This window comes from Paenibacillus sp. CF095, assembly GCF_900101225.1.
Taxonomy (GTDB): domain Bacteria; phylum Bacillota; class Bacilli; order Paenibacillales; family Paenibacillaceae; genus Paenibacillus.
In genome coordinates this window covers 1,741,629-1,764,521 of the sequence record NZ_FMZN01000001.1, presented here as the reverse complement: position 1 = coordinate 1,764,521, position 22,893 = coordinate 1,741,629, and the positions used below count along the sequence as shown (strand labels likewise).

General features: G+C 42.4%; 20 protein-coding genes. 13 read left to right on the top strand and 7 right to left on the bottom strand.

The genetic code is table 11. The annotated features are described in order from the left end of the window. Window positions 1-109: 109 nt before the first annotated feature. The 5 genes from BLS69_RS07745 (at window position 110) to BLS69_RS07725 (ending at window position 7,107) form a co-directional block, all read left to right on the top strand. On the top strand, window positions 110-1,846 hold the full coding sequence (locus tag BLS69_RS07745; protein ID WP_091030053.1) for a type 2 periplasmic-binding domain-containing protein: 1,737 nt from the start codon (window positions 110-112) through the stop codon (window positions 1,844-1,846). Window positions 1,847-1,907: 61 nt separating this feature from the next. Next, window positions 1,908-2,822: an ABC transporter permease gene (locus tag BLS69_RS07740; RefSeq protein ID WP_091030051.1), complete on the top strand. Its 915-nt coding sequence runs from the start codon at window positions 1,908-1,910 to the stop codon at window positions 2,820-2,822. Window positions 2,823-2,835: 13 nt separating this feature from the next. Beyond that, a complete protein-coding gene (locus BLS69_RS07735) occupies window positions 2,836-3,729 on the top strand; it encodes a carbohydrate ABC transporter permease (protein ID WP_091030048.1) in 894 nt (297 codons plus the stop codon). Between the two features lie 22 nt (window positions 3,730-3,751). After that, complete coding sequence (locus BLS69_RS07730; RefSeq protein ID WP_091030046.1) at window positions 3,752-5,380, top strand: glycoside hydrolase family 13 protein; 1,629 nt, start codon at window positions 3,752-3,754, stop codon at window positions 5,378-5,380. Window positions 5,381-5,439: 59 nt separating this feature from the next. Further along, window positions 5,440-7,107 carry a glycoside hydrolase family 13 protein gene (locus BLS69_RS07725; protein ID WP_091030044.1) on the top strand — a complete coding sequence of 556 codons (1,668 nt, stop codon included), beginning with the start codon at window positions 5,440-5,442 and terminating at the stop codon, window positions 7,105-7,107. A 103-nt stretch (window positions 7,108-7,210) separates the two neighbouring features. Here BLS69_RS07725 and BLS69_RS07720 read toward each other — a convergent pair whose 3' ends face one another. The 4 genes from BLS69_RS07720 to BLS69_RS07705 form a co-directional block, all read right to left on the bottom strand. Continuing rightward, complete coding sequence (locus BLS69_RS07720) at window positions 7,211-7,492, bottom strand: GNAT family N-acetyltransferase (RefSeq protein WP_036615433.1); 282 nt, start codon at window positions 7,490-7,492, stop codon at window positions 7,211-7,213. Beyond that, window positions 7,485-7,736, bottom strand: a complete 252-nt coding sequence (locus BLS69_RS07715) for a (4Fe-4S)-binding protein (protein WP_091030041.1) — start codon at window positions 7,734-7,736, stop codon at window positions 7,485-7,487. Before BLS69_RS07715 ends, BLS69_RS07720 begins: the two co-directional genes overlap by 8 nt. A 281-nt stretch (window positions 7,737-8,017) precedes the next feature. Further along, window positions 8,018-9,772, bottom strand: coding sequence for a methyl-accepting chemotaxis protein (locus tag BLS69_RS07710; protein WP_091030038.1), 1,755 nt, complete (start codon window positions 9,770-9,772; stop codon window positions 8,018-8,020). Between the two features lie 283 nt (window positions 9,773-10,055). Next, a complete protein-coding gene (locus BLS69_RS07705; RefSeq protein ID WP_091030036.1) occupies window positions 10,056-10,895 on the bottom strand; it encodes an alpha/beta fold hydrolase in 840 nt (279 codons plus the stop codon). Between the two features lie 152 nt (window positions 10,896-11,047). Between BLS69_RS07705 and BLS69_RS07700 the strand changes: the two genes are divergently transcribed. Further along, window positions 11,048-11,911 carry a LysR family transcriptional regulator gene (locus tag BLS69_RS07700; RefSeq protein WP_091030033.1) on the top strand — a complete coding sequence of 288 codons (864 nt, stop codon included), beginning with the start codon at window positions 11,048-11,050 and terminating at the stop codon, window positions 11,909-11,911. Window positions 11,912-12,060: 149 nt separating this feature from the next. Here BLS69_RS07700 and BLS69_RS07695 read toward each other — a convergent pair whose 3' ends face one another. Beyond that, the gene (locus BLS69_RS07695) at window positions 12,061-12,465 is read right to left on the bottom strand and encodes a VOC family protein (RefSeq protein ID WP_091030032.1); all 405 of its coding nucleotides are present in this window, start codon (window positions 12,463-12,465) and stop codon (window positions 12,061-12,063) included. Window positions 12,466-12,883: 418 nt separating this feature from the next. Here BLS69_RS07695 and BLS69_RS07690 point away from each other — a divergent pair, with 418 nt between their 5' ends. The 5 genes from BLS69_RS07690 (at window position 12,884) to BLS69_RS07670 (ending at window position 18,281) form a co-directional block, all read left to right on the top strand. After that, window positions 12,884-13,258, top strand: coding sequence for a GntR family transcriptional regulator (locus BLS69_RS07690; protein ID WP_062834670.1), 375 nt, complete (start codon window positions 12,884-12,886; stop codon window positions 13,256-13,258). A gap of 5 nt (window positions 13,259-13,263) precedes the next feature. Then, window positions 13,264-14,124: an ABC transporter ATP-binding protein gene (locus BLS69_RS07685; RefSeq protein WP_091034873.1), complete on the top strand. Its 861-nt coding sequence runs from the start codon at window positions 13,264-13,266 to the stop codon at window positions 14,122-14,124. After that, window positions 14,121-14,747 (top strand): ABC-2 transporter permease, encoded by a 627-nt coding sequence (locus tag BLS69_RS07680; RefSeq protein ID WP_091030029.1) that lies wholly within the window; start codon window positions 14,121-14,123, stop codon window positions 14,745-14,747. Before BLS69_RS07685 ends, BLS69_RS07680 begins: the two co-directional genes overlap by 4 nt. 267 nt (window positions 14,748-15,014) lie before the next feature. Beyond that, window positions 15,015-16,397 (top strand): erythromycin esterase family protein, encoded by a 1,383-nt coding sequence (locus BLS69_RS07675; RefSeq protein WP_091030027.1) that lies wholly within the window; start codon window positions 15,015-15,017, stop codon window positions 16,395-16,397. 144 nt (window positions 16,398-16,541) lie between these two features. Further along, entirely contained in the window at window positions 16,542-18,281 is a 1,740-nt protein-coding gene (locus tag BLS69_RS07670) for an ABC-F family ATP-binding cassette domain-containing protein (RefSeq protein ID WP_091030024.1), read from the top strand. 139 nt (window positions 18,282-18,420) lie between these two features. Here the strand turns inward: BLS69_RS07670 and BLS69_RS07665 are convergent, their stop codons facing one another. Beyond that, a complete protein-coding gene (locus BLS69_RS07665) occupies window positions 18,421-19,185 on the bottom strand; it encodes an SDR family NAD(P)-dependent oxidoreductase (protein ID WP_091030022.1) in 765 nt (254 codons plus the stop codon). A 139-nt stretch (window positions 19,186-19,324) separates the two neighbouring features. On the opposite strand from BLS69_RS07665, the gene BLS69_RS07660 reads away from it, so the two are divergent. After that, window positions 19,325-19,897, top strand: coding sequence for a TetR/AcrR family transcriptional regulator (locus BLS69_RS07660; protein ID WP_091030019.1), 573 nt, complete (start codon window positions 19,325-19,327; stop codon window positions 19,895-19,897). Between the two features lie 262 nt (window positions 19,898-20,159). Here BLS69_RS07660 and BLS69_RS32100 read toward each other — a convergent pair whose 3' ends face one another. After that, entirely contained in the window at window positions 20,160-20,552 is a 393-nt protein-coding gene (locus tag BLS69_RS32100; protein ID WP_036671465.1) for a hypothetical protein, read from the bottom strand. Between the two features lie 336 nt (window positions 20,553-20,888). On the opposite strand from BLS69_RS32100, the gene BLS69_RS07650 reads away from it, so the two are divergent. Further along, window positions 20,889-22,847, top strand: a complete 1,959-nt coding sequence (locus BLS69_RS07650; RefSeq protein WP_091030016.1) for a beta-glucoside-specific PTS transporter subunit IIABC — start codon at window positions 20,889-20,891, stop codon at window positions 22,845-22,847. The last annotated feature ends 46 nt before the right edge of the window (window positions 22,848-22,893 follow it).

The following is a 22,893-nucleotide window of genomic DNA, read 5'->3' as shown; positions in this document are numbered from 1 at the left end:
CTCTATCCAAACGGACGTGTAATCCCTATCTCGATTGGCCTTCACTTCATTTTATAATGAAAGCGCAAACAAATATATTGAACATCAGAATAAAGGGGAATCGAACTAGATGAGAACAAAATGGTCTATGAAAAGCAAACGGGTGACAAAGCGTCTGGCCGTGCTGTCCATGTCCGCCTTGATGGTTGCAGCCCTAGCGGCATGTGGAGACTCTTCCAATCCTCCTACTGCAGAGGAAGCAGGCAAATATGAGGTAACGCCTGGAGATCCGTTCAGTGCCTATAAAGACGAAATCACCGTAACCATGGGACGGGTAACCACAGCCAACCCAAAACTGCCGGCTGGTGATACCTATGAGAACAACGCATATACTCGGCTGGTCAAAGACACGTTTAACGCTCAGATTACAGATCAATTTGAAGCCAATGGCGAAGATTATAGCCGTCAAGTATCGCTTGCCATCGCATCGGGGGAATTGCCCGACATGATGCGTGTTGATTCCAAAGATGAACTGAAAGAACTGGTGGATAACGATCTGATTGAGGATCTGACCGCCATTTATGATCAATATGCTACGGATAACATCAAGCAGATGTACGATTCCTATGATGGACGTGCATTAGAAAATGCAACGATTGATGGACGTTTGATGGGACTTCCGGCGACTTCTCTGGATTCCGCACCAACGATGGTTTGGGTCCGTCAAGATTGGCTGGATCTGCTGGGGATTCAACTTGATGCAGATGGTGACGGCGCCATTTCACTGGATGAAGTGGAGAAGACCACACAGGAATTCCTGAAAAGAGATCCTGGCCAATCCGGGAACCCGGTAGGTATTCCATTTGTGAACACGATGAACACAACAGATTATAATGGCTCTGCTTATACGATGCTGGGTGTGGCCTCAACCGAGGGAGCCTTCCCGCAATATTGGATGAATGGTGAAGACGGCAAAATCGTGTATGGTTCCACGACAGAAGAAACGAAGCAGATGCTGGGCATCATGGCCGATTGGTTCAAGAATGGTATCATTGACCCGCAATTTGGAACCCGCACGTTTGACGATATTACTGCACTCTACGCCAATGGCCAAAGCGGCATCGCCTTTGGACCGTGGCATATCCCTGACTGGGGACTGATCAGTGCAAAACAGATGGATAAAAACGCGAAATTCTCGGCTTATACACTGGAGGATGCAGACGGCAAGGTCAACGTAGCGCATGCCAATCCATCCAATCAGTTTATCGTGGTAAGAAAGGGATATGAACACCCTGAACTGGCCGTTAAGATTCTTAACCTGTTCTACGATAAACTGGCCAATGATAAAGATGCCGCAACAACCATGCCGGAAGCTGCCAAGTATCAGGAGACCGGGGTAGACGGATCTACGAGACCTTTTAATATCGAAGTTAACTCGGCTACATCGCTGCTGGATGATTACTCTGACGTTGTTCGCGGGATTAAGGGAGAGATCGGCCTCGACGAGGTTCGCACAACCGAATCGAAGAACAATATCGGAAGCATCAAAACCTATTTAAGCGACATGGATACGGATGATGTGACTGCTTGGTCAAAATATCATTCACGGATCAACGGAGTGGGACTGATCGACAAACTGACACAGGAAAACAAATTTGTATGGATGACACCTGCCTTTTCTGGCACTACACCAAGCATGAAACAGACGTGGGCCAATCTGACAAAGTTGGAGCAGGAGTCGTTTATCAAAATCATAACGGGTTCAGAACCGCTTGATTACTTCGATACATTCGTCAGCAACTGGAAGAAACAGGGTGGTGATCAAGTCATTCAGGAAATTCAAGACGAGATCGCATCGAAACAATAATATTCATGAACAGTAGCAGGGCTGCGATACGCAGCCTTTCTTCAACGAAAGGGGTTCATCCATGAAACAGGGGAATTTGAAAGCGAGAGGGCGGCTCGGCCCAGGTGCCATGTACCATATGATGATGCTGCCGGGCATTTTGTTTTTGCTTGTATTCAGCTATATCCCAATGGTCGGCGTCATCACAGCTTTTCAGGACTATGTACCGGCGAAGGGGATGTTTGGCTCCGAATTTGTAGGGCTGAAGCATTTTGTTTATATGTTCAAGCTGCCGGATATCGCGCAGGTCGTCAGCAATACGCTGGTGATTGCGATTGGCAAGATTTTGCTTGGAACGATGATGGCCATCATTTTTTCCGTTTTATTAAATGAAATTCGTATCAAATACGTTAAAAAGTCCGTGCAGACGATTGTTTATCTGCCGCACTTTCTATCTTGGGTTGTACTCGCATCCGTCGTTGTCAACATGTTCAGTTTGGACGGCATAGTGAACCAAATGCTCGCGTTCTTTGGCCTGGAGAATATTAATTTCCTTGGCAGCAACACCTGGTTCCAGCCACTGATTATAGGTACAGACGTATGGAAAGAGTTTGGCTACAGCTCTATCGTCTATTTGGCGGCGATTACGTCGATTGATCCCGGTCTATATGAAGCGGCAGGAATGGATGGAGCCAGTTGGTGGAGAAAAGTGTGGCATATTACATTGCCAGGCATGCTGCCTATTATACTGCTCATGGGCGTAATGAGCCTGACCAACATTTTGAGCGCTGGTTTTGATCAAATCTATAACTTGTATAACCCGGTTGTCTATGAGTCGGGCGATATTCTGGATACATACGTCTATCGGATCGGTCTCGTTGGGCGACAGTATAGCTTCGGTACGGCTGTTGGTTTGTTCAAGTCCGTAATCGGCATTGTATTGCTTATGTCTGCCAACCAGTTGGCCAAAAAATATACGGATCGAAAAATATTCTAAGGAGGCCAAACCTGTGTCCTATTCTGCAAACTTCAAAGAACGAATTGGCCGGTTTGTCATCTATGCCATCGTCATTCTGCTGGCTTTGGTCTGCCTTCTTCCGTTATGGAATATCGTTGCCATATCATTCAGCAGCAGCGAGGCGGTATCCGCAAATGCAGTAGGTCTCGTTCCGGTCAATTTTACAACAGCAGCGTATACCAAAATTATCGATGATGCACAGTTCTGGCGTTCCTTTGGCATCTCCATTCTACGTGTTGCGCTTACCCTTGCGCTTAATATGATTCTGATTATTTTGATGGCTTATCCGTTATCCAAATCAAAGAGGGATTTTAAAGGCAGAAACATTTATATGAATATCATGATTTTTGCCATGTTGTTCAGTGGAGGCATGATTCCGAGTTACCTGCTGATCAAAAACCTGGATATGCTAAATACGATTTGGGCACTGGTTCTGCCAGGCGCTGTCCCGATATTCAGTGTCATCCTCGTGATGAATTTCTTCTCTGCTGTACCTAAAGCGCTTGAAGAGGCAGCATTCATCGATGGAGCAAATCCCATTCAGGTTTTGTTCAAAGTGTATGTTCCCGTGTCCATTCCTGCGCTGGCGACAGTTGCCTTATTCAGTATCGTGGGTACATGGAATGACTTCTTCAGCGGTTTGATCTATATGACCAAAGTCAGCAATTATCCGCTAATGACCTATATTCAGTCTCTTAACGTGAATATTGCTGACTTGCTTCAAGCCGGCACAAATTCCAGCGAACTCAGCAACCTGACTGAAATTTCGAACAAAAACCTGAATGCAGCCAAAATCGTAGTTGCTGTTATCCCGCTATTGCTGATTTATCCGCTGCTGCAAAAATACTTTGTGACTGGCATTGTTGTAGGATCGGTCAAAGAATAACATTAGAAAGGTTGAATGGAACATGGAAAATAAAAAATGGTGGAAAGAAACCGTTGTATATCAAATATATCCACGGAGCTTTCAAGATCGTAACGGAGATGGCATCGGCGACTTAAAGGGCATTGTATCCCGATTGGATTATTTGAAGGAACTCGGCATTGGTGCGATCTGGTTATCCCCTGTTTGCAAGTCTCCTCAAGATGATTACGGATATGATATTTCAGATTATCAGGATATCGATCCGATGTTTGGGTCTTTGGAAGATATGGAAACGTTAATACTTGAAGCCAAGAAAAGAGACATTCGGATCATCATGGATTTGGTGTTGAACCATACATCGGATGAACACCCCTGGTTTCAAGAAGCCAAAAAAGGCAAAGACAATCCGTACCATGACTACTACGTTTGGAGAGATGGTGTTGAAGGAACACCTCCGAACGACTTGGGTTCCACCTTTGGTGGTTCAGCCTGGGAATGGGTGCCTGAGATCGGGCAATATTATTTGCATCTCTTTTCCATAAAACAGCCCGATCTCAACTGGGAAAACCCCAAAGTCCGGCAGGAGATATACAACATGATCAATTGGTGGATCGACAAGGGTGTTGGTGGTTTTCGACTTGACGTGATCGACTTAATCGGTAAAGAACCGGATTCGAAGATTACGGGAAATGGATCTAATCTGCATCAATATATCAGGGAACTGAGCATGGAGACGTTTCAAAAAGCGGAAGACTTGCTTACGGTTGGAGAAACATGGGGCGCCACTCCGGAAATCGCCAAACTGTACAGCAATCCAGACGGCAGTGAGTTTTCAATGGTCTTCCAATTTGAACACATCAGTTTGGATGAACAAGAAGGCAAAGGAAAGTGGGATCTTAAACCTTTGGATGTGATGGCATTAAAAAAAGTGCTGTCCAAGTGGCAAACGGAGCTCAAAGGTGATGCTTGGAACAGTCTGTTCTGGAACAACCATGACTTGCCTCGAATCGTGTCACGTTGGGGAAATGACGGAGAATTCAGAGTTGAATCGGCTAAAATGTTGGCTACCCTTCTTCATGGCATGCAAGGTACGCCTTACATATATCAGGGTGAAGAGCTGGGTATGACGAATGTTCAATATGCGATCGAGGATTATCGGGATATTGAATTGCTCAACTTTTATAAGGAAAGAATGGGGAATGGTTATCCTGAACAAAGCGTGATGGAGTCGATCTACGCCAAGGGCCGTGATAACGCACGAACACCTATGCAATGGGATACTTCCGATAACGCAGGTTTTACACAAGGGGAACCTTGGATTAAGGTGAATCCGAATTATAAGCATATCCATGCCGAGGAAAGTTTGAATAATCCCGAATCCATATTCCATTATTACCGGAAGTTGATTCAACTTAGAAAAGATCATGAAGTCATTGTATATGGTGATTATGAGCTGATCTTTCCAGAGAACCCAGACGTGTTTGCATATACCCGAACGCTGAATGGTTCTACGATTCTTGTGGTATGCAATTTCCAAGGATATACGACCGAACTCCCGCTTCAGGAGCAATTAACAGGGTCGAACCAGCTATTGATATCCAATTATACAGGTGAACTCTCCGAGAGCAAATTACGTCCATATGAAGCAAGAATGTACCTTATTCATAATTAAAGCATAATACGTAATATGTTATATCATGTTCAGTTCTCAAGAAAGAAGGATTATATTCAATGAAAAGAGTATGGTGGAAAGAAGCAGTAGCCTATCAAATCTATCCGAGAAGTTTCATGGATTCCAACGGAGATGGGGTTGGTGACATCAAAGGGATTCTATCCAAACTGGATTATATTCAAGATCTCGGTATTGATCTGATATGGATCTGTCCGATGTATAAGTCACCCAACGATGATAATGGTTATGACATCAGTGATTACTGTTCCATTATGGATGAATTCGGCACGATGGCGGACTTTGATCAATTACTGCATGAAGTGCATCACCGCGGCATGAAACTTATTATGGACTTGGTGATCAATCATACAAGTGACGAGCACCCGTGGTTTATTGAATCCAGAGCTTCGCTGGATAACCCCAAACGAGATTGGTACATCTGGAGAGATGGGAAGAACGGAGACGAACCGAATAACTGGGAAAGCATATTTGGCGGTTCTGCTTGGGAATATGATGAAGTCTCCGGACAATACTATCTCCACCTGTTCTCCAAGAAACAACCAGACTTGAATTGGGCAAATCAGGAGGTTCGGAAATCCATATATGAAATGATGAATTGGTGGCTGGATAAAGGGATTGATGGTTTCCGTGTGGATGCAATCAGCCATATTCACAAAGAAGAGGGCCTCTTGGACATGCCAATCAGAGAAGGTGTCAAGTACATCTCTTCTTTTGAAAAGCATATGAATGTCAAGGGAATCCAGAGTTATCTGCAAGAAATGAAAGAGAACACATTATCCAGATATGACGTCGTGACTGTTGGGGAAGCGAATGGAGTTAAAGTAGAGGACCAAGAAGATCTGCTGGATTGGATCTGTGAAGTCAGAGGGAAATTTAATATGGTCTTTCAATTCGAACACCTGGACCTTTGGAAAAACAGTACAGACAGGCAACTGGATGTTCCCAAATTGAAAAACGTCTTGACCAAGTGGCAAAAATCATTGGAAGGCATAGGCTGGAATGCTTTGTTTATTGAAAATCATGATCAGCCTCGCAAAGTTTCATCTTGGGGAAATGATACAGAGTATTGGTATGAAAGTGCCACAGCACTTGGAGCCATGTACTTTTTCATGCAAGGCACACCTTTTATATATCAGGGGCAAGAGATAGGCATGACAAATGTGGCTTACCCTTCCATAGCGGATTATAACGACATAGCCGATCGGAATTTATATCAGATCAAACGCGAAGAGGGGATGTCGCATGAGGAGATCATGAACATCATTTGGGCTTCGAGTCGCGATAACTCCAGAACGCCGATGCATTGGTCTTCGGCCAAAGAGGCCGGGTTTACCACGGGTACGCCATGGTTAAAGGTGAATGACAATTACGTCCATATTAATGTAGAGAAACAACTTCAGGAACCTGGTTCCATTCTTCAATTTTATAAACAAATGATTCAGCTGCGAAAAGAGCACGATACGCTGACTTATGGGATCTATGAGCTCTTTATGCCGGATCATCCGAGTGTATATGCATATACACGTACACTGGCAGACGAACAGGTGCTGGTAGTAATCAATCTTACTGAACACATGGTGGAGCTTGAGGAAGATGAGCTTGGCCTCAACTTCTCAGAGATCTGGCTTACCAATTATGAGAATGGCATGCTGCCACTGGTGTTGCGACCGTTTGAAACCATTGTTGGATTAAGCGATAAAGTTTGAGTAGGATACGTAAAAAAAGGAAAAAGGCGTCTATATCATGGTAAGAATGATATAGGCGCCTTTTATTGTTGTGCAACCACATGAAATCAGCTGCGAATATTAGTTATTGATGGAGAACATCCGCGTATTCAGAGATACGTTCGAAACGTCCCTTGGCAAACGGGCATAAAGGTAGAATCTTAATACCGTTTTCCCGCGCATATTCCACCATAGCTTTGATAAGTTCATCGCCAAGCCCTTGTCCTCGGTAAGCATTTTCCACTAAAGTGTGATCAATTATGTATAGCTCTGGACTCGAGATTACATAGGTCATCACCGCAGCAATATCACCGTTATCTTGGATAAGGAATCTTTTATTGGCAGGTTCATGTTCTACATTATGCATGTTCATCCTCTTTCTTTGTTAAAAATTCACCGTCCAGAAGCTTATAAGTCAATGCTCCGCTTGGACATGTGTCAATATGTCGGGAAATGGCCTCCGAAGTGTCACCATCAGGATCAACCCAAGGACGCTTGCTTAAATCAAAAACAGCAGGGAGGCCCTTTACACAAATACCGGAATGAATGCAGACATCCGAATTAAACATAACCTCGATATCTTTACCGTAGTATAATTTCTCTTTACTCATAATTCCTCACATCTTTCACTGTTGAGTTTGTTTACAGGTCCATATTCCAGGCTTGCATGGCAAGCCATGTCTGGCAGGCTCTTAATGTCCGAATTATAAATGAGGAATCGTTAATAAGTCAACGTGACGAATCTCCTAATTCGTTGGTGGAAGCTGTCTTTTACAAGAGAATATGAGAGAATGGATACCCTGGGCCCTCCGAAACATTAACGCTCCAAGAAAGTTATGTTTCCGGCGATTCTAAGTTGTCATCTAACACCAGTCTTAATGAGATTGGGCACTTATTTAGTGATTTCGATCTGAAATTGATCGGAATATGATTTGAGGTTGCCTGCAAGACCGGCGAGTTCCCCGGAGATGTTCGACAGTTCGCTCGCCGAACGCTGCTGCTCCACAGCACTAGCCGTGACTTCTTCGGCCATGGCTGAAGTTTCCTCGGTTGCGGAAGCAATATAACTGAGGTTTTGTTCCAACTCCTGACGAATAGAGTGCATATCCATCGTCCGGCTGTCTAAACTCTGAGCCAACTCATGCACTTCGGTCGATAAGCGGCTAACCTGTCCAAATGCCTGGAGACAATCAGCGATCTGTTTCTCCTGTTCCTTAACAGCTACCATATTCGCATCAAAATGACTGCCCATCCGATGTATCTCTTGAACAAATGAACCCAGGATCTCATCAATCTCCTGGATCGAACGTTCGGATTGTTGAGCGAGCTGTCCCATTTCCCCAGCAACGACTGCAAAGCCTTTACCCGCTTCTCCAGCTCGGGCTGCTTCAATTGAAGCATTCAGGGATAGAATTTGAGTTTGTTTTAAAATGTTGTGAATTTGACCGCTAATAGAGGAAGCGAGTTCGGATTGAGTCGTCAGAGACCTGGAAATATCCTGTTGATGCTCAACACGCTTGGCATTCTCTCGGCCCTTCTCAAGCAGAACCTCATGTTCACGTGTAACTTGTACTTGAACAGAAGATAGCTGCTCTGAAGTATAAGTAAACTGTTTCACATATGAACCTACTTCATCCATTATTTTGCCGAGATTCTCTGAATGCTGGACGGAGTGTTCTGTCTCTTCAGCCTGTTTCATTGAACCTATGGCAATTTCCTCAATCGCTCTGGAAAGTTCTTCGCTCTGACGCTGGTTCGTCTGAGCGGTTTCCGAAATATCTTTTGATGACTGCTGTAACGTATTTGATCCTTGCTGTATTCCCATCAGAATGTTCGTCAATTGCGCAACCATGATGTTAATCAAATCACTGATGTCACCGAGTTGATCATTGGTCATATGTGTGGATACGACTTTAAGATTCCCATCAGCAACCTGCTCGAGGCTTGACTTAATATCGCGTACTTGTCTAAGAATACCTCGTACTACGAATAACATCATGACCAAAGAAAGAATCAGTACAACCACAAAAATCGGGATAATGGTCTGATAGGCATTATTCACAGATGTCGCGGAGACTTGATTCACTGCTCCAGCAGAAATATCAATGCCCAGATAACCAATAACAACGCCTTGCGAATCCTTGATTGGTGTAAAGGAGGACAATAGCTGGCCCCAGGTCGGATCGTCTACAATGCCTGTTGTGACGACTTCACCGCGTAACAAGCGTTCCTGAATCTGGGGATTGAATTCCATTGCAGTCCCGTAAGGGCTATATTCCGTATCACTCCAATCCGCTCCATCTACGGTGTAGAACCACCCGTCCGAAGTTTTGTTATACATATAAACATACAAGGCTCCCGATTGAAGCCTAACTTTAACGAGTTCGTCCCTAAGACTTTTATATTCGTTGCTCTCCTCTGAAGCAGTAGAAGATAATGTCTTAATTAATTCCGATTCCTGACCTAGTTGAGAGGCGGTATTCACAGCCAGCTGCTGATTGTTATGCTGCATGGTCATTAATGATGCATTTTCACTGGAGTCGATAGTGGCCCACATGATTAGACCGCCCATGGCCAGTAGCGGAACCAGAATAATCAAATACAGTTTGAACCTTAAATCCATCTTCTTTTTGAGAGTCTGTCTCACGTTCGGTTCCCCCTTGGATGTAATAAAGTAAATATGGTTATTCGTATAACCCCATACTATTTATCGTAATATTGAAGGGGGAAATGAAGACTAACACTAAATTTGTATATACATATACGTTGGGGAATGTGATCATTTGTGGTGCCAGTGCATTCAAACCGAATGTTGAAGTTACGTCTTGCATCAAGAAACGTTGTCATTAACCAAAAAAGGCTCCACCAGCTTTATGCCAGTGGAGCACTTAATTTTTCTCTAAGACATTCTGTTCAATATACATACATACTCACGGATGTTTATTGCAGAAACGGTCGATATAATCAGAACATTGCCCAGGTTCATCTTCCATAACGAAATGACCAGCTTTGGGAATGACATGTAGGCAGGCATGGGGAATATCCTGGACAAGCCTCTTTGCATAATCGAGGGGCTGCCATTCATCTTCTTCCCCCCATATAATTTGAACGGGGACTTTCAGCTTGGGTAAATCTGTTCCATAGGATTCAGTATATTTTGCATTATAGTGAGCTACCTGATGGGAGAAAAAAGAGGCTTTCCCCAGTGAACCTGCATGGGGTTCCAGATATGCATCCAGTGTATCTCCAGTCATCAGCTCTTTATTATACACTGCCATGGGTAATTGTTTCTTTAGCATGGTATCAAAATCAGCACTTGGCATTTGTTCAACCTGTTCGAGCTGTTCTTCGATAATTTTCTTCCAGGTTGGTGAGGGCCACGAATCATAGCTGGGCATGTTGAGTAACGTAAGCGATTGTACACGCTCAGGTTGTTCCTGAGCCAGTTGGAGGCCAACTATTCCACCCAGATCGTGGGCTGCGACATGTAAACGATCCATTCCAAGTTCGTCTAAAAGCTGACTGAACAGCGTATATTGTGCTGCCACAGAAGTATCTGCTTCGATTGGTCTTTCTGATGCTCCATATCCAAGAAGGTCATGAACGTAGACTTTATACCCTTTTTGAACCAGAGAGGGTATTACTTTTCTCCATTCATAGCTATAAGACGGTGTTCCATGAAGGAGCCATATGGGAGAGCCTTCTCCATATTGTTCATAAGCGATTCGATATCCATTAATCAAGATGGATGACGTTGCTGCCGTTTGCATAGTGATTACTCCCTTCCATAAACGATTGAGATTAAAAATGAAATGGGCTCTTAATGAGCTAGATTGAATATAAACGATTGCTTTCCATTAGTGAAATTGATAGTTTATATGTAAACGATCAGTTTTAATGATGTTAAAAAAGAAGGGAGCCAATGATGGAAATACGTCATTTGGTCACATTTATTACAATTGTGGAACACGAGGGATTTACCAAAGCTGCTGAGCATCTTGGATACGCGCAATCTACAATTACATTGCATATCAAGGCGTTGGAAGAGGAGATTAACTACCCTTTATTTGATCGAATTGGTAAGCGGGTTATTTTAACGGAGACTGGGAAAAAATTGTTGCCACATGCCAAAAAAATGCTTGACCTGTATCACATGATTAAGGAAGTGACTGCTGCACAAGGTGAATTAACGGGTAATATCGTGATCAGTATTGGGGAAACGTTGTTGATCTATCGTTTTCCACCTATTATTGAAGAGTTCAAAAAATTGCATCCTCATGTCAATATCGAATGGCACCAATTAGATTCCGTACATTATAAAGAGAATTTGATGCAAGGTAAAAGTGATATTTCCTTCATGCTGGGGACAGAGGTACATGATCCCAATCTGTACAGTGAGAAATTGGCTGAGGAGCCCATGATGCTGCTGTACCCCAATTCATTTGAGCTACAACGAGACATTGTGAGAAGCAATTTACTTTTTACCGAAAGAGGTTGTGGTTATCGCACATTGTTTGAACAATGCATTGAAGAGTATCAGATTGGGATTACTTCCAATATTGAATTCTGGAGTATTGAAGCTGTGAAACAGTCGATATTGAGCGGTATGGGCATATCCTTGTTACCTCGAATTACGGTAGAGAAGGAGCTGAAGGAAGAAAAACTTTCAGGTCAGCAGTACAAACAAAATCTAGCTACGCAGTTGCTGTATCCCAAAAACAAGTGGATCTCTCCCCAAGTAGAAGCATTTATTGAGATCGTTAGAAAGCATGCCTCCCTATGGTAAGAAATGAGAAGAGTGTCTTCTGTTAATTTCCCGTTAAAATACTTCTTCCGTTTTATACAAAAATGAAGAGACTATAGCTCATCGCTATGGTCTCTTTCTGCTGGTCATAAAAATTAATAAAAAATTGCCTTACTTATTTCAACTGTCCTTTATAACCTACCACTGAACCGTTGGATTGCTTCCTCGGTCACCGGCGTGAAGAGATTAACCAGATTACCGTCAGGATCGCGAAACAGCAAAGCACGATTCCCCCACGGCATTGTGGTAGGTTCCTTTACCCACTCATCGACAAACGGCTTCAAGCGCTCGTATTCGGCATCAACATCGTGGACGTGGAACTCAATAATGACAGTACGATTGTTGGCCGCCACAGCGGAACCAGCACCAAACAGTTGCACCGTCTGGGAGTGGCCGATCGCTAGAGTGCACGACGGCATAACGAGTTCGGCAAAGACAGGTGCAGGGCGTTCTGCTGAAACACCCGTAATTTTCTCATAGAATTCGACGAGACGATTCACGTCATCAGTAATGATGCGCACAGAAGCAAAATTCACGAGATATCATCCTTCCTATAATAAGTATTACGATTACTTACTCCGACTATACAAAAACACTACTGACAACGGTATGTCAGTAGTATTTTATGAATTAACCATAGAATAAAATTGATCGGATTGAACTAACGAGAAACGATAACGCGGGGAGGGATCTCACAGTGGCCGGTTATAGCATTGATGGGGAAGCACTAAAGACTTTATAAGAATAATTGACAATTGTACTCCTGTGTACTATATTGTACTTGTCGAATAAGTACAATATAGTACACAGGCATCGCTGAATTTTTAACAGAAAAACGGTGTTTAAACGAAAAGCAAGGAGGAGAATGATGAAAAAAAGAAACCAGATTTGGAGTGCAGCATATTTCAAAAGGGCAAACCTTTACTAAAAAAATAATCTAATTGGAGTACTAATATGGAGATTATCATAAGCAGCAATACAAGTAAGCCCATCTATGAACAAATAACATCACAGATCAAAGCGATGATTATGAGCGGTGAATTAAAGACTGGCGACCCCATTCCATCGATGCGATCTATGGCAAAATCGATTCATGTCAGTGTGATTACTGTTCAAAAGGCCTATGAGGATTTGCAGAGGGACGGTTTTATAGAGACTACCGTAGGACGGGGAAGTTTTGTATCCGCGCAAAACAAAAATTTCTATCAAGAAGAAATCCAGCGCAAAGCTGAGGGACTTTTGCAGGAAGCCGCAGATATTGGGCGCACAAATGGTATTCCTGTCGAAAAACTCATCGAGTTATTAAAGCTGTTCTATGAGGAGGAGTAATGATCATGAATCATGCTTTGACTGTAAATGGACTGACAAAGGCGTATCACGACTTTGTTCTGGACAATGTATCATTTCATGTACCGCGCGGGTCGATTGTGGGGTTGATTGGCCAAAACGGTGCAGGAAAGAGCACAACCATCAATTCGATTCTTGGATTGAAAAACAAGGATTCCGGCACGGTGACGATTTTGGGCAAGCAGGATCAGGAAATTGATAATGCTGTTCGCAATCAGATTGGTGTTGTGTTTGACGGTAGTAATTTCCCGGAAGGATTATCACCCAAAAAACTAAACCGTGTCTTCCAAAATATCTTTGCAGCTTGGGATGAAGAAAAATACTATTCTTTGCTAAATGAACTATCCTTACCTGCAAACAAAAAAATCAAAGAGTTTTCTAAAGGGATGAAAATGAAGCTGTCTATCGCTGTCGCACTTTCTCACGGTTCCAAACTTCTGATCCTGGATGAAGCGACGAGCGGGCTTGATCCTGTTGTTCGTGATGATATTTTAGATATGTTTTTGGATTTTGTTCAGGACGAAAGCAACTCTATCCTGGTATCCTCACATATCACAAGTGATTTGGAAAAAGTTGCTGATTATATCGTATTCATTCATAACGGTAAGGTTATTTTTAACAAACCAAAGGATGAATTGCGGTATAAGTACGGGATCATTAAATGTGGTACAGCACAGTATGATGCCCTTGACGAACAAGATATAATCGCTTACCGGAAGCAGGATTATGCTTGGGAAGTATTAGTTGCCGATAAAGATTTGGCGCAAAAAAAATACCCGAATGCAGTAATTGATCCTGCCACAATTGATGATATTATGCTGTTGTATATAAAGGGGGAGAGAACATGAGAGGGCTTATGCTGAAAGATTTCTATGCTATTAAGGATGCGTTGCTTATCCCCCTAATATTAATGTTCGTCATTGGAGTCGTTTTGTCCGTCGTAAGCTCTCCTTGGCTTTTGATTGTGATCGCAGGAACCTCATTTGGAATGATGGCGGTAATGAGCATTCAAAGTGACAAAACAGCGCAGTGGGATAAATTTTGCGCTACGCTTCCCGTCTCAAGGATTCAAAGTGCTTCAAGCAAATACGGTTTGTATGTGCTCCTTAGCCTGTTTGGAATTTTGGTTGCGACTGTAATTTGTATTATTGCTTCAATGATATTATCGAGCTTTGAGTTATCTGCTGTATATGTGAATGTATCCTTTGCGCTTATTCTTGCATTTCTGCCAGCTAGTGTGAATATCCCTAGTTCTTTTTTACTCGATGGAGAAAAAAGTATTGCCGGAATAATCCTTTCTTATGTAGTTACTGCCCTTGCCATTGCAGGATTAAGAACATTGCTAGGCTACTATATGAATATAGAAGAAAATCTACTTTTATTGTACGGAGTAGTAGCTGCGTTTAGTGTTGTCGTATATATACTCTCATGGATCATATGCCCTAGATGGCTAAGCCGTAAAGAATTATGAGGCATAACCAGCGGTGGAAAACTTCAATTATCTCAGAGCCAGACGTAAAGTGCAGAGCCGATGACCGCGAGCAGAATCGCAGTTGTCGGCTTTTTTCGGAATCGTTGCAGAAATGCAGACGATTTTTTGTATACATTTACAGAGCGTTATAGAGCTAAATCCTATAGTACTAGATACATTTTTAAACAAATCTTAAACGCAACGTGCATTGGTTTTAAACTCCAGATGTTAAGCTGATATACATAAAAACAGAGGAGTGTCAGCCTAATGAATCAGTTGTTCAGAAAAGTGTTATTGTCTACAGTGGTGTGCAGTTTCAGTGTGATGTCCATTGGTCAGGTGGCATATATGTCTGGATCAACTTTAGTAGACAAGAAGAATAGGATATCTTCAGAATTAATTTGGAAAGAGAGCGTTCGCTCAAATGCAAATACGATTACATCCATTAAAGCAGAAAAAAATGATCAGTACTCTGATTTGATGTTTCTAAAGCCTATTTTAACGCATAAACGAATCGTTAGCTTGGGAGAAGCATCGCATGGAACGTCAGAATACAATTCAATGAAAGTAAGACTCGTAAAATTTTTGCATGAAGAACTCGGATATGATGTCATTGCATTTGAATCCAATCTAGCCGATACTACTGCTGCATATGCTCAAATACATAATACAACACCAGAGGAATTGATGAAAAGCTCCGTCTATGGCGTGTGGCAGGTTGAAGAGAACTTACCTTTATTTGAATACATTGCACAACAAAGCAACACAGATCATCCGCTTATATTAACTGGATTTGATTCACAAGGCACGTCGGAGTCTTTTATTAAATTCGTTGAGGCGTGGTTTGCTAAGGTCGACAAGAATAAAGCTACAGCATTTGCACAAACGGAACGCTGGTATTTAAAGCTTAACATGGTTAACAAAGTAGACGATTTTAATATTCAAAAGAAGAAAATAAAAGAAAAATATATTACTCTCCAAAAGTTTGTAAGAGACAACAAAGCTGAATTAAGTAGGAATCAGAAGGAGCAACTCAATCTGATATCTCTGGTAGATCGCGTCTTACAAAATAGGTTAGACATGTTGGATAACTACCATCCTCATATTGTAAATCTGCTAGCAGGAGTAGACCCTGAGAAGCATTTGAAATTGGGAAGTTATGAACGAGATCGCGTGATGGCGGATAATGTAGAATGGCTTGCAGAAACAGTTTATCCTGAGGAAAAAATTATTTTATGGGGACACAATTATCATATACGTAAGAATAATTCCACAATGATCACAGAGCATAACGGATACGATTATGATAATAATCCATATCCAACCATGGGTGAGATGCTTCCATACTCACTCAAGCAAGCTGGTTATGTTATAGGTTTGTATGCATATGAAGGAAGCGCCTATAAAAACAATGGAGAGGAAGAGCAAGTCCAGCCTCATAAAAAAGGTAGTCTTGAAGATATTGTGGGAACTGAAATGGGCCCAGCCCGGTTCATCAATATGAAGGACGAGGAGTTAAGTCCAACAACGGAGTGGATGTATACACCTCGAATTGCCAAAGCATGGGGAGTTTTAGACGAAAAGATGATACCTCGCGATCAGTATGATGGAATATTACTTATTCATAAAATCCATCCCTCTAATCACTAGGAAAGCAACGTACTAAAATTTCGAAGTGAGGGTAAGGGCTAAAAATCGATTGTACTTGGTGGTAAACAGTGTTACTCTAAAAGTCTGTGTTCGACAATATATTTAATACTAGCCACCAATTTAGCTATAAAGAAAGGTAACACTATGATAAAAGTTGAAAACCTATCCTTCTCATTTCCACAAAAGGAATTATATAAAAACATTTCATTTACGTTTGAAGAGGCACAACACTGTGCTTTTATCGGAACAAGCGGAAGTGGAAAAAGTACATTGATCGATATCCTGATGGATCCGGAACGATATTTGTTCGAGGGCAAGTTAGAGATAGACCCCGATTGCAGAATCGGGTATGTGAGTCAGTTTTTGCAAGTAGACAAAACAAAAGAAGTGACCGTTTTTGAATATATCGCAGAAGAATTCATCAAGATACAAGATGAAATTACAGCGATTTATGCGGAGATGGCCACCACATCGGATATGGATTCCCTGATGGAAAAGCTTCAATTGGCTTTGGATGCCTTCGAAGCGATGGATGGGGATAATTACGAAAAAAACATCAATAAACAGTTAAACCTTGCCAACCTCATGAAGCTCAAAGATCTTAGTATATCCGCCGTAAGCGGCGGGGAATTCAAACTTATTCAAGTGATGAAGGAAATGCTGAATCGTCCAGACTTCATGATTATGGATGAACCTGATGTATTTTTAGACTTTGAAAACCTGAACGCGCTTAAAAAATTGATTAACACACACAAGGGAATGCTGCTCGTTGTTACGCACAACCGATATCTGTTGAACCATTGTTTCAACAAAATCATACACCTCGAAAACACAGAGCTCCAAGAGTTTGACGGGCGATATATCGATTACAACTTCTCGCTGCTTCAGACGAAGATTGAGCTGCAAGAAATCGCGGTTGCTGAAGCTGAAGAAATTGAGAGATACGATCACATCATCGACAATCTTAGAGAGATCGCCACGTATAATTCGGAAGCCTCCAGAGGCAGAGCGTTAAAAGCCAGAGTCAAGTTTCAAGAGAGATTGGAAGCACGTCGAATAAAAGAGCCATTTGTCGATATCAAACAGCCGAATATCCGTTTTGGGATCGATAAGGAAATGGAAGACAGCGTTGTGGTTAACGTCAATAACTATAGCGTTTCCTTTGACGAGTTGCTTTTGGAAAATGTGAACTTTGAGATCAAATCGACAGATAAAGTAGCCCTGATCGGTCCTAACGGTACCGGGAAAACGACTTTACTCCGAGAAATCTTTAAAAACAATCAGGATTCCATTGAAATCAATGCTGATGTTAATGTGGCTTATTTATCTCAGGTTCAAGGCGAAATGCTAAAAGATTCGAATACCATACTAAATGAATTCATTGATTCAGGGTTTCAAACGTATGACGAGATTAGATCGTATCTTCCAAACTATGGCTTTGAAGGAGAAATCCTTGATCAAAAGATTGAATCGTTATCTGGCGGAGAAAAAAATATGCTTCAATTGGCTAAAGTGTCTGCCAGTCAAGCCAACGTATTGCTTCTGGATGAACCGACAAGCCATTTAGACATCTATAGCCAAATCGCATTGGAGAAAGCTATTGAGGACTACAAAGGTGCGATTCTCATGATTTCTCATGATTTCTATTCGGTTGTAAATGGTATGGATTATGTTTTAATTATTGGGGACAAAACGATTAGTAAAATGAGTATAGAAGAATTTAGAGAGATGATTTATACGAGTCATTTTGATGAAAACTATCTAGAAAATGAACAAAAGAAAAAGTCTGTTGAAATGAGAATCGAATTGGCTTTAAAAGATACTAATTTTGAACTTGCAAAGAGTTTGGTTGATGAGCTAGAAAAGCTGATTAAGTTGCTTTAAGTTACAACGCTTTGATTGAAATGATAGACCAGAAAAAAGTCGCTATCTCAGCGACTTTTTTTGTTTAGTAGTCCAATCGAAGGTCAATCATGTTTATGCTTAATGCATCGCAACTGTATCTAATAAGAATCGGATCAGATCACATTGCTTGATCCGTTGGACGAACTAAAATCTCGTTGACCGCAACGCGACGTGGGCGAGTTACAATAAATTCAATCGTTTCTGCAATATCTTCTGCTTCAAGAACTTCAATATGGCTCAGAATATTGGAAAGTTGCTCACGCACGTCTTCACGTAAGTGATTGCCTAGTTCCGTTCCCACTGCACCTGGCTCTAAAACAGCCACACGAACGTTAAGCCCGGCCGTCTCTTGCCGCAGTGCTTCAGTAAACGCTGCAACACCAGATTTCGTGAGACTATATACCGCTTGCCCTGCCGATGGTCTGCGTCCAGATACTGAACTAATATTAATTAAATCAGTAACTTTCCGGTCGGAAGTCAAGGCTGATTGGATTAGATACGGTAGTGCAGCATGGGATATGTATAACAACCCATTTATATTCACGGATATCATTCGTTCCCATTCGATTGAGGGCGCCTCTGCCACACCCCCGATTAACATGAGTCCTGCATTATTTATAACGGTGTCCAAACGTCCATATTTATCTATAACCTGCTGAACTGCATGTTCCGCTTGCTTCTTATCTGTTATATCTGTTTCTATTACAAGAACCTCACCTCCAAGGTTTTTTAGCTCGGAAGCCAGATTCTCCAATCGATCTTTACGACGTGCGACAAGGACAACGATTGCTCCTTGAGCAGCGAGCCTTTTGGCAGTGGCTTCACCGATTCCACTACTTGCTCCAGTTACCAACGCCACCGTATCTTGCAATTTTTTAAACATGTTATATTCCTCCTCAAATTTTATTCGCTAAACGCTAAGATGTTACTGTTGTAACGTCTTGTTGAGCTCAGTATAATGTGTATAACATAAAGTTATCAATGCATTTCAAGGCAAGTGTGACATAAAAGGAGATGTTGTAATGTCAAACCCATCTAATCAAGTCAGAAGTGCACTGACGAAAGAATGGATCTTCAATGCACTCATGATATTAATGCAAACCAAAAATCTAAATAACATATCTATTACTGAGGTGTGTACAAAAGCTGGTGTTTCACGCATGGGGTTCTATAGAAATTACAACATCATTGAGGATGTAATCGTGGAACGCATTGATCAAGTGTTTACTGACTTTTTTGATCAGGCATTGGCAGGGGAGAACTTTGATAATTATTATTCAACACTATTATTTTTCAGATGTTTCAGGAATGAGAAAATCTTAGTAGAAAATCTGGTAAAGTCCAACGTTAGTTACTTATTGCTAGCCAAGTGTAATGAATACCTACACAAATTAGCCACAAGAATTGTAGTTAAAACCTACGACGATTCTGTCAAAGAAAACTATATTGCTAAGTTTTATGTAGGTGGATTTTATTGCGTTTTAATCGAATGGGCTTTAAATGGCATGAAAGAAAGTGATACGTACATGGCTGATATTTTGTATGAGTTCTGTGGGGTCACTATTCCGAAGGGAAATGCTGAAAAAATAGTGTGATATCAGGTGGAGAACAGCTCCTGGTGAAGCTCCTAATAATCCACTTTGGGTTTATTTATTGATTCCTCTTGGCGCTATTGTAATTACGTCTTTTTTTGATTATGTGATCAAGTTCGATTTTCAAAAAAAAGTAGTAACAGGTTGAAAATATATGGCCTATTTTCGATCCTCAATGTTTGATTAGCTAACGTCTATTTATTCTTATAAGATACATCTAAATCCCCCTGTATGCGGATTGATCCGCATACAGGGGAGATTACTTCTAGAAACAGCTAAACGAGCTGATTCGCTGCAGATCAATGCCGGTGTATAGCCAGAAGAAGCCATTCCAACGGAAGCCAGCTACCGAATTTCTACCTACAAATACCGGATACATCCAGAAGCCGGGACCACGATCCGGCCAAATATATGTGTAGCGAAACAGACAGCCGGATATGGCTCTTGGATCTACCGCATATAACGAAGCGGGTTGCTGTGGAATGAATGATGGTGGCGGCCCTGTAGGTGCCTGCACGCCTTGTGGTCCGCCGCCTCCACCCCCGGGGAACGATGGCGGACCAGGAAATCCGCCGGGTCCACCGGGTCCACCGGGTCCTCCGGGACCCCCAGGTCCGCCAAACCCTCCACCAGGTCCAAAAGGAGGTAAAAATGTCATATCACATCACTCCTGTTCATTAGTCTAATGTATTGTATGTAGGCAATTGAGAAGGGGAATGGGTGGAAGCCTATAGAAGGCCGCTAATAATCAAGTCGAATCAAGCAAATTAAATTGCAGAAAAATGTCGAATGAAGTGATTGCTAACTAATTTATTGTGTGATATTATGATCCAGTAAACGTTTACATCTATAACGAATTGAATATTAGCAGTGTTTGGCTGTTACTGGTAAAGCAGGCATGACCAAAATGATTTTGCATTTTCCTTATGTGAGTAGGAGAAGGCATATCGTTTTGGTCTTTTTTTATATCCAAATTCAGAAATGAGGCAAAGGTATGGATTATCGCAAGTTGGGACAAGAGATTACGGAATTGGTTGGAAAGAAGGATAACATCGCTCGGCTTACGCACTGCGCAACCCGACTTCGGTTCGAACTGCACGATATCTCCAAAGCGGAGACAGAAAAACTCAAAGCACTTCCAGGTGTCATTACTGTTGTGAACAATGGTGGACAATACCAGGTCGTTGTAGGCAATGAGGTGCAGCAGGTCTACCGAGTTATCACTCAGCAGATGGGTTCGACTCCCCGAAGTGCTGAATCCAAATCGGATTCTGCCAAAAATAAAGGACCAAAGCAAAAACAGAGCTGGATCTCCAGATTCATCAGCGTGATCTCAACAACATTTACTCCGGTAATTCCGGCAATCATTGGCGCAGGTATGATCAAAGCGATATTAGCCGTACTTGTGCTGACAGGCCTTGTAACGACGGAAAGCCAAAACTACTATATCCTTAATACCATTGCGGACGCGGCTTTTTATTTCATGCCTATTCTGCTGGCTTATGGAGCTTCCATTAAATTTGAAACTAGTCCCATTCTGGCGATGACAGTTGCCGGCGTGTTGTTACACCCGGGATGGAGCGCCCTGATGGCGGAAGGAAAAGACGTGTTTTTCATCGGTGTTCCAGTTCGACTAACCGATTACGCGGGCTCCGTGCTGCCGATTATTATCGTCGTTTGGCTCATGTCCTATATTGAACGTTTCGCGGATCGGGTATCGCCTTCCATGATCAAATTTTTCACGAAACCGATGATTGTGCTGTTGATTACAGCACCACTTGCATTAGTGGCAATCGGGCCTTTCGGAACATACCTCAATGATCTGGTTGCGATGGGTGCAGAAGCAATTAATGCCAGAGCCAGTTGGCTGATTCCTTTATTAATGGGAACTTTGCAACCCTTCCTGATCGTGACAGGCACTGCTTGGGCGATGACGCCGATTGCAACTAGCCAACTGACCAAAAATGGATATGAAATGATCAACGGTCCGGGAATGCTCGCGTCCAATATTGCTCAAGGTGGAGCCACGCTTGCTGTAGCATTAAAAACAAAAAACAAAAAACTGAAACAGCTCGCTGCTTCATCCGGTTTCACCGCCGTACTGGGCATCACGGAACCATCCTTGTACGGTGTAACACTGAAACTGAAGAAACCCTTAATAGCCGCAATGATCGGTGGTGGTGTAGCAGGGATATACGCAGGTCTGACCGGATTAGTACGTTATGCCTTCGTGTCACCAGGGCTTGCCGCGTTACCTGCCTTCATTGGCAGCAATCCGATGAACATCGTTCATGCCATTGTGACTTGTCTGATCGCTTTTGTCGTTACCTTTGCTCTGACATGGATCATTGGTTTTGAAGATCCAGTAGACGATGAAGAAGAAGGAAATACCAACGTTAACGATGACAAGACAATTTCCGGGCAGCCTGTTCAAGACAACAGCACAGACACTAAGTCTTCTACAACAACAAATGCAAATGGGCCGAGCCAAAATGAATTACGCCCACTTACAATCGCCAGCCCGATGCAAGGAGAATTAGTCCACCTTGACCGTGTACCAGACGATGTCTTCTCTTTGGGATTGCTGGGTAAGGGCGCTGCAATCATTCCTTCAAAAGGAGAACTGTATGCACCAATCGCAGGTGAAGTTACGGCTTTCATGGACTCCAAACATGCGGTCAAATTAAATGGTTATGATGGAGAAGAGGTGCTCATTCATATTGGAGTGGATACCGTCAACCTGAAGGGGCGACATTTCGACTCTTCCATTAAAGTAGGGGATCGCGTAAAACAGGGTGACTTGTTGATCCACTTTGATATCGATGCCATAAAGGCGGAAGGGTATGAAGTCATAACCCCGATCATTATCGCCAATTCGGATCGTTTCCCGGACATTAAGCTGGAGAAGCAGAGCCCTGTGGAGGTTGGAGCGACGATTATCCAACTTTCGTAACAACCGTAATATGGTCCGTCACATATCTTGATCAACATTTAAAATG